Source organism: Gordonia rhizosphera NBRC 16068 (assembly GCF_000298195.1).
GTDB classification, from domain to species: domain Bacteria; phylum Actinomycetota; class Actinomycetes; order Mycobacteriales; family Mycobacteriaceae; genus Gordonia; species Gordonia rhizosphera.
In genome coordinates this window covers 1-6,392 of the sequence record NZ_BAHC01000063.1, presented here as the reverse complement: position 1 = coordinate 6,392, position 6,392 = coordinate 1, and the positions used below count along the sequence as shown (strand labels likewise).

Annotated in this window: 6 protein-coding genes; 3 read left to right on the top strand and 3 right to left on the bottom strand. The window is 68.5% G+C overall.

Features of this window, described 5'->3' with window-relative positions; all coding sequences use genetic code 11:
* Nucleotides 1–164: 164 nt before the first annotated feature.
* A complete protein-coding gene (locus GORHZ_RS31230; RefSeq protein WP_165393394.1) occupies nucleotides 165–341 on the top strand; it encodes a hypothetical protein in 177 nt (58 codons plus the stop codon).
* Nucleotides 342–1,207: 866 nt separating this feature from the next.
* Nucleotides 1,208–1,630, top strand: a complete 423-nt coding sequence (locus tag GORHZ_RS29905) for a DUF4190 domain-containing protein (RefSeq protein ID WP_006331577.1) — start codon at nucleotides 1,208–1,210, stop codon at nucleotides 1,628–1,630.
* Between the two features lie 24 nt (nucleotides 1,631–1,654).
* On the opposite strand, the gene GORHZ_RS07185 is transcribed toward GORHZ_RS29905, so the two are convergent.
* From GORHZ_RS07185 to GORHZ_RS07175, 3 genes are all read right to left on the bottom strand, one after another.
* The gene (locus GORHZ_RS07185; RefSeq protein ID WP_006331575.1) at nucleotides 1,655–2,392 is read right to left on the bottom strand and encodes a hypothetical protein; all 738 of its coding nucleotides are present in this window, start codon (nucleotides 2,390–2,392) and stop codon (nucleotides 1,655–1,657) included.
* A gap of 127 nt (nucleotides 2,393–2,519) precedes the next feature.
* A complete protein-coding gene (locus GORHZ_RS07180; RefSeq protein ID WP_006331573.1) occupies nucleotides 2,520–3,824 on the bottom strand; it encodes a hypothetical protein in 1,305 nt (434 codons plus the stop codon).
* Nucleotides 3,825–3,933: 109 nt separating this feature from the next.
* Nucleotides 3,934–4,761, bottom strand: a complete 828-nt coding sequence (locus tag GORHZ_RS07175; protein ID WP_006331571.1) for a DUF8176 domain-containing protein — start codon at nucleotides 4,759–4,761, stop codon at nucleotides 3,934–3,936.
* A 551-nt stretch (nucleotides 4,762–5,312) separates the two neighbouring features.
* Here GORHZ_RS07175 and GORHZ_RS07165 point away from each other — a divergent pair.
* Nucleotides 5,313–6,392, top strand: a 1,080-nt coding sequence (locus GORHZ_RS07165; protein WP_006331569.1) for a DUF262 domain-containing protein, incomplete at its 3' end; no start/stop codon positions are given.

Genomic DNA, 6,392 nt, shown 5'->3' with positions numbered 1-6,392 from the left:
CGACAACGATGTCGCCGCGATTGGTGTGGATCGTCGCGGTCTGCTTCTGAGTAGTCACACCACCATCCAACCACTTGCCGCCGAGACCGCATCGCGCTCCGCCGAGAACGGTGCGGATATGCCCCGGCGTGGCAGGTCGGCGGGTCTGCTGGCACGCTGGGGGTATGACCAAGAAATCCCTCTTTGCCGTGTTGGCGGCGCTGGTCGCCGTGCTGGCCGCCGGTGCGGTGGCGACGGCGATCCGCCGGTCGCGCAGCGATATCCCCCCGGTGTCGGCGACCGTGCCGCGCGTCGAGGATCTCGCCGCGTACCGGGACGGCACGACGTCAGCGGCGTCCTGATCGTGCTCCTCGATGCGCGCCGTCCGGGCCCGCTCCGACCGGTAGCCCCCCGTTTGCCCCACGTACGGCGGTAATTTGTAGTGGTGACGTCCGACGACAGCTCGAGTTCCACCGCCGGTTCGGCTGCGGCCGGCCCGGCGACGGATGATGAAGCCGCGCCGCCGAGTCCTCGGGTGGCCGCCCCGTGGGAGCGACCACCGTCGGGACCGGTGACCGCGCCGGGTCCGTTGCCATCGGGTCCGTTGCCATCGGGTCCGGGTGGCCGCGGCTCCGGTGCGACGCCCGGTCCGAACCGGTCGGGACCCACCCCGCCGGCTCCCGATCCTGCACCGCGACGGTCGGACACCCAGTCACCGCCGCCCCCGGCCCGGTCGGCATCGCCGTCATCGACCCCCCGTCCACCGCAGACCGTTCCACCGTCGACCCGCTCACGGCAAACCGGTCCCCCGCCTCGCCAGTCCGACCCGCCCCGATCGGGCGTTCCCGGGGCCGCACCGCCGTCCGGCCCGCCCCGGCACTCCGGTCGTGGCGAGGCCACGACGCCGACCTGGAACGCCGCTCCGGCCACCGGGCGACCGCCGGCTCCCGGTGGTAGTGGCCCCGGTGCCCCTCCTCCGCCGGGTTACCGGCCGCCCCAGGGGCGTCGGGGTTCCCCACCTCCGGGCCGCGCCGGGCCGCCGCCGGCGGGCACCCAGGGTGCGCAGGGTCCTCCCGCCGGGCAGGGTGTCGCCGGGCGGCCCGGACCGCCGCCGGCCGGTTCACGACCCACGGGCGGACCGACTGCGAACACCCCGACACCGACTGCGGCGCCCACGCGTGCCGCCGGCACGGCTCCCGATTCCCGGTCCGAGGGCCCGACGACGCGGATGGCGTCCGCGGCCGAGTCCCCGACGCGCGCCGCCCGGCCCGAGCCGTTCCTCACCGACGGGGACGACTTCAAACCCCTCGGCACCGCGACTCCCGGCGATCGACCATCGGCCGCCGCCACGACAGATGCTCCGGAGGAGACCGTGTCCACGCGGACCCAGCGCGATCCGGCCCGCCCGAACACGTCGAAACGGGCCACCCGGACCAACCGCACCGCGATCTGGGCGCTGGTCCTGTCGCTCCTCGGGATAACCGCGCCGATCGGCCTCATCCTCGGCTACCGCGCCCGCTCGACCATCGCCCGAACCGGGGAGCTCGGCGGACCCTTTGCGCGCGTGGCGATCTGGATCGGATGGCTCTACATCATCGTGCTGGTGGCGGCGCTGGGTACCTACTTCTGGATCTCCGGGCAGGGATCGTAGCCGCGCCCGCGGGGCGGGTTCACGCTACTGCTGAGCGGCAGGCGATTGCGGCCGCGCCGCGGTCGTGTGGGTGACCAGGGCCTGCAGCACCTCCCACGTGTGGGGGGCGAACCGCTCCTGGGCCTCCCGGTCGAGTGCGGTGCCCTCACCGAGCACGGGTTCGTAGTCCATGCCGACGACACCGGCGACCTGACCCGACACCACGTCGGTCAACAGGCCGGTCAGACCCTGGTGGTCGAGTCCCGGAATCTGGTTGCAGATCACCACGATCGCGCGACGCAGCACGCCGGTTCGTTCCCATTCGGTGAAGATCTCCCGGGCCCGGTTGAGCAGATCGGGTCTCGGGCCGACGACGAGGATCGGTGTGACAACAGACATCTCGGGTTCACACAGATCGTCGAGGATGGTCAGTGGCCGGGCCCCGGCGTCGACGACGGGTACCGCGCCGAACCGCCACGCGTTGAGGATCGCGTCGGTCACCGTCGCCTCCTCGGGCAACGGCCACAGTCCGGCGCCGAGGGTCGAGCGCAGCAACACCGGATCACCCGTGGCCCGCAACCGCTGGTGCAGGTCGCCGTCGTTGCCGGCCGCGTCGATCCACCACGACGCGCCGCCCAGGGTCGTCGCGGCCCGATACTCGGCGAGCAGCGCGGAGATCACCGACGTCCCCACCCCGCCCGCGGTTCCGCACACGACGACGGTCTGTTCGGCGGTCGGCGGCGGACTTATCGGGACGGTCTGTTCCTGTTCTTCCTCGTACATCGCGTTGGGTTCCCGTTCTCCTCGCGCCTGCTCACGTGCGGTGTACCCGACACGGCTGTCCCGGGCGCGTCTCGTCCGTCAGTGTAGGCACGGGTGACGTCATCGACGCGAACCGGTCGTGGGTGGATCAGACGGTGGGCGGATCAGAGGTGGGCGCGACTTCCTGCGGCCAGGTGATCTGCATGCCGGGGATCACCTGCTCGACCATCGGGGCGTTCTGCTTGGTCGCCGCGCGCGCGTTCTGCTCCTGCTGCGCCCCGACGATCCCGAGGGCCCGGTACGGCGCGAGGGCCTGCTCCGCGGACCAGCCGGTTTCGAGCGAGCCGATCTGCAGGCTGACGTCGCCGCGCATGTTCACGGTGAAGTCGACCGACGGCAGGCCCGCCTGCTGCGCCTTGTCGGCGGGCAACGTGAGTTCGAACTGATTGGCCTGCGGGTTCGGCAGAGACTCGGCATCGCCCTGCTTCCACGGCTCGTCGGGGTTGGCTCCCGGGTCGCCGGCGCCGAGTGCGTAGGCCAGTGCACCGCCGGCGGTACCGCCTGCGACGGCTCCCGCGACCGCGCCGGCCGCACCCAATGCGGCGGCACCGACGGCTGCACCGACCGGGATGCCGATGAGCGCTCCGGCGCCGGCGCCGAGGCCGACCATGCCGAGCCACGGCTCCCACCCGACTCCCGGGATGGCCAGCAGTCCGGAAAAGGTGACACCGTTGTAGATCGCGCCGACGACCGCGCCCACCGGGATGCCGACCACCGCGCCCACCGCAGCCCCCGTGGCCGCTGCCGGGATGCCGACCGCCGCCGCTCCCGCCGCGCCACCACTGGCGACCCCGATGATGGTCGCCGCCGCCTGACGGGACGCCTCATCCTCCGGGACGCCCATCGAGATCAACCCCTGAGCGATCTTGGCCTCACCGTAGGCGGCCCACGCGTTGATCGAGTTCACATCCTCGTCGGGGATGTCGGTGATGTAGTTGCCGATTCGGATCTTGTTGGGCGGCGGTGCGATCGGGCGCACGGGTGCGGCGGGCCCGGGGGCGCGCAGCGCCTGGATCGGTGCCGCCTCGTACTCGTCGTCGTAGGTCGGCGCGGTGTAGGTGCTCGGCGCGACGTACGGCTGGTAGGGAGCTTCCTGGGGCGGGGCCGGCAGCGATCCGGGACCGGGCGCGTAGACCGGTGCGGTCTCGGGAATGGGGGTGGTGCCACCCTGCTCCGGTGTTCCGGGACTCGGCGCCGGCGTGGTGCCGCCCTGCTGAGGTGCGGTGTCGCTCGGGCTCGTCCCGCCTTGTTCCGGGACCGCGTGTGCGAGACCCGCGCCGACACCGGTCGCGATCGACGCGGCCAGGGCTGCGGAGGTGACCGACACCCGGACCGAGCTGTGGCGGGAATCGGCCGCGCGGTGCCGGGGGCGCCGCTTGGGTGGGTGAGCCATGCTGTCGAGCGTCCTTTCGTTGGCGTCTTCGAGTGAAGTCGCAGGAGAAGAAGGCCGCTGCGCACGGTGCGCAGCAAGGTGTCAGGTCACGAGGACCAGGCCTCTGGGCCTAGTCGACCGCCTTGATCGAGGCGATGTAGGTCTTGCCGTCGGACTCGACGGTCCGGATGATCTGGTGATAGACGATCGTCGCGGCGCCCGGCGGGTACTCGGTCAGAACGACGTCATAGGTGTTGTTGCCCTCATCGGTGATCGAGAGGCAATGGGTCGTCCCGACCGGACGCTGGTCGATGTACTGCTGCATGACGTCTTCGGACGCAACGGCATTCGGTGCTGAGACCGCGCGCGCCCGGGCTGCGGACCGGGAGACGTAGTAGGCGTGGTTGAACGCCAGGATGGCACCCGCGCCGGAGTTCTGGTCGCCGGGCCCATCGCCGGTGGTGACCCCTCCATCGACGAGCGCGGGGCAGGTGTCGACGGGTGCTGACGAGGTGATCGCCGTGGTCGACTCCGCCGCCTGGTTGGTCATCTGCTCGGTGCCGCCACCGGCCTGGGACAGGGCGACCCCGGCGGCCGCACCCAACACGACCAGGACGGCGGCCGCACCCAACAATGTCCCGCGATGGCCTGTCCAGAAGCGTGTCGGGCCGCTCTTCTTCTCCGGGGTCACCGGATTGAGCCGCATCTGCTCGAACGGGTCGTCGAGGCTCGGTCCATCGGACGCCGACGCGTCGGGAACCGTCCAGTCGACCGCCGATTCGGCCGTGGGCAGGAAGGACTCCTGGCCCTGCATCGCAGTGGTGGGCGTGCCGGGTTCGAGTGTGGCCACCCGTGCCGCGGTCAGTGCGCTCGCCAGCTCACGCGCCGGCATCCGTCCGGTCGCCGGCCACGCCGGAATATCGCCGAACCAGTCCGGCTCGTGTCCCCCCGACACCATGATTCTCAAACCCCCGATTGGCAGAAATCTGCCCGTCCCCCGACATCGTTCGCTCGCACCCTACCGAAGTCTGCGGATCATCTCCCGTCGGACTTTGGGGATGTCCGTCATCCGAATGCTCTGCCCGGGCCGCTTCATGCTCCGGGGTTGGTGAGCCAGGACGGCCGCGTCAATGGCGGTGCCGGATATCCAGGCCGTGGATGGTCGTCAGAATTCATAACTTAGTCGTCAGAATTCATAACTTATGAGTCTGGCGGCCGCAGTTCTTTCCAGAGCCATAACTATGCATAACTATGGGCGTACGAGGCGCGAGGATCTTGCCGACATTGTGGTCGGCGGCGAACAGTTCACAGTGGAGTTCACGAGGTGGTGGGGCATGTTTGGAATTGGGTCTGACCAGGACGCCGAGTCCGCAGATCGATAGGCTGGCACACACATCCCATGGCTCTGGCACACATCATCCTGATTCCAACTCAACTGCAGCGCCGCGACCGGCTGACAGGCTTCCGCGCTCGAACTAGGGTCGGAATGGTCCGTTAGTAAGGAGCCGTATGCAAGCCGGAGATGTCAAGCTCGGAGCGATCTTCTTCGACAATCATCGCTATGAGATCCCGATGTTCCAGCGTCCTTACGTGTGGGGCCAGGAGCGCAACTGGCTGCCACTCTGGAACGACATTGCTGCTGCGGCTGACGGAGTCGTAGGCAATATGCTTACTGGCGACTGGCCCGAGGAGCCACCAACGTATTTTCTCGGCGCCATCGTGGTGAAGGCCACTCCGAGCCATCCGCAGCGCCTCGGAGGATCGATTCTGGTCGACGGACAGCAGCGACTGACCACCTTGCAGGTGATGTTGGCTGCCGCACGCTCAGTAGCGACAGAGCTGGGAGCAAACAGCGCCGCAGGCCGCTTTGATGCGTGGGTAGAGAACGACCAGAAAGCGGTTCACGAGAAATGGCCGGACGACAAATACAAGCTTTGGCCACTTCCGCAGGATCGCCCTCAATACCTGTGGGCGGTACGAAGGCCCGACGATCAGGAACCGTGCCCAGATGGTGCACACCGCATCTCGGAAGCTCGGCTGTGGTTCGAGGATGCCATCCGAGATTGGGCGACCTGCGATGGTGACCCCAGCGACAGGCTAGACGCCCTGCACAGCGCGCTCGAGACTCGGATTGCGCTGGTGCGCATCACTCTGGAGAAGACCGATAACGCCCAAGTGATCTTTGAAGCACTTAACCACCGAGGTGTTGAGCTATCTCAGTCTGATCTGGTCAAGAACTTGCTCTTCCGGCTCGTCGAAGACCAAGGCGAACGGCACCTAGCCGAGTCCCTACTTGTCGACCACTGGTTACCACTCGATAGCCGTCAGTGGCGGGCCGAGACCGTGACTGGTCGCATCAAGCGGAGCCGGCTGGACCAGGTGATTGCCTACTGGCTGACTGCGCGGACAGGCGAGGTCGTATCCGTGGAACGTCTGTTTGATGATTTCAAGGCTTGGCTCCTCGCCAGAGGGCTCAAGGCGACCGAAGTCATCAAGGAAATCCGCAGGTACGCAGACCTTTACGACCAGTTGGTCACAGATCCTCCAGATGAGGCGACTGCGGCCTTGGTGGATCTCGTAATTGCGACT

Excerpts from the sequence above, each read along its gene's own strand:
- GORHZ_RS31230 (WP_165393394.1), top strand. The coding sequence starts at position 165 with ATGACCAAGAAATCCCTCTTTGCCGTGTTGGCGGCGCTGGTCGCCGTG.
- GORHZ_RS29905 (WP_006331577.1), top strand. The coding sequence starts at position 1,208 with ATGGCGTCCGCGGCCGAGTCCCCGACGCGCGCCGCCCGGCCCGAGCCG.
- GORHZ_RS07185 (WP_006331575.1), bottom strand. The coding sequence starts at position 2,392 with ATGTACGAGGAAGAACAGGAACAGACCGTCCCGATAAGTCCGCCGCCG.
- GORHZ_RS07180 (WP_006331573.1), bottom strand. The coding sequence starts at position 3,824 with ATGGCTCACCCACCCAAGCGGCGCCCCCGGCACCGCGCGGCCGATTCC.
- GORHZ_RS07175 (WP_006331571.1), bottom strand. The coding sequence starts at position 4,761 with ATGGTGTCGGGGGGACACGAGCCGGACTGGTTCGGCGATATTCCGGCG.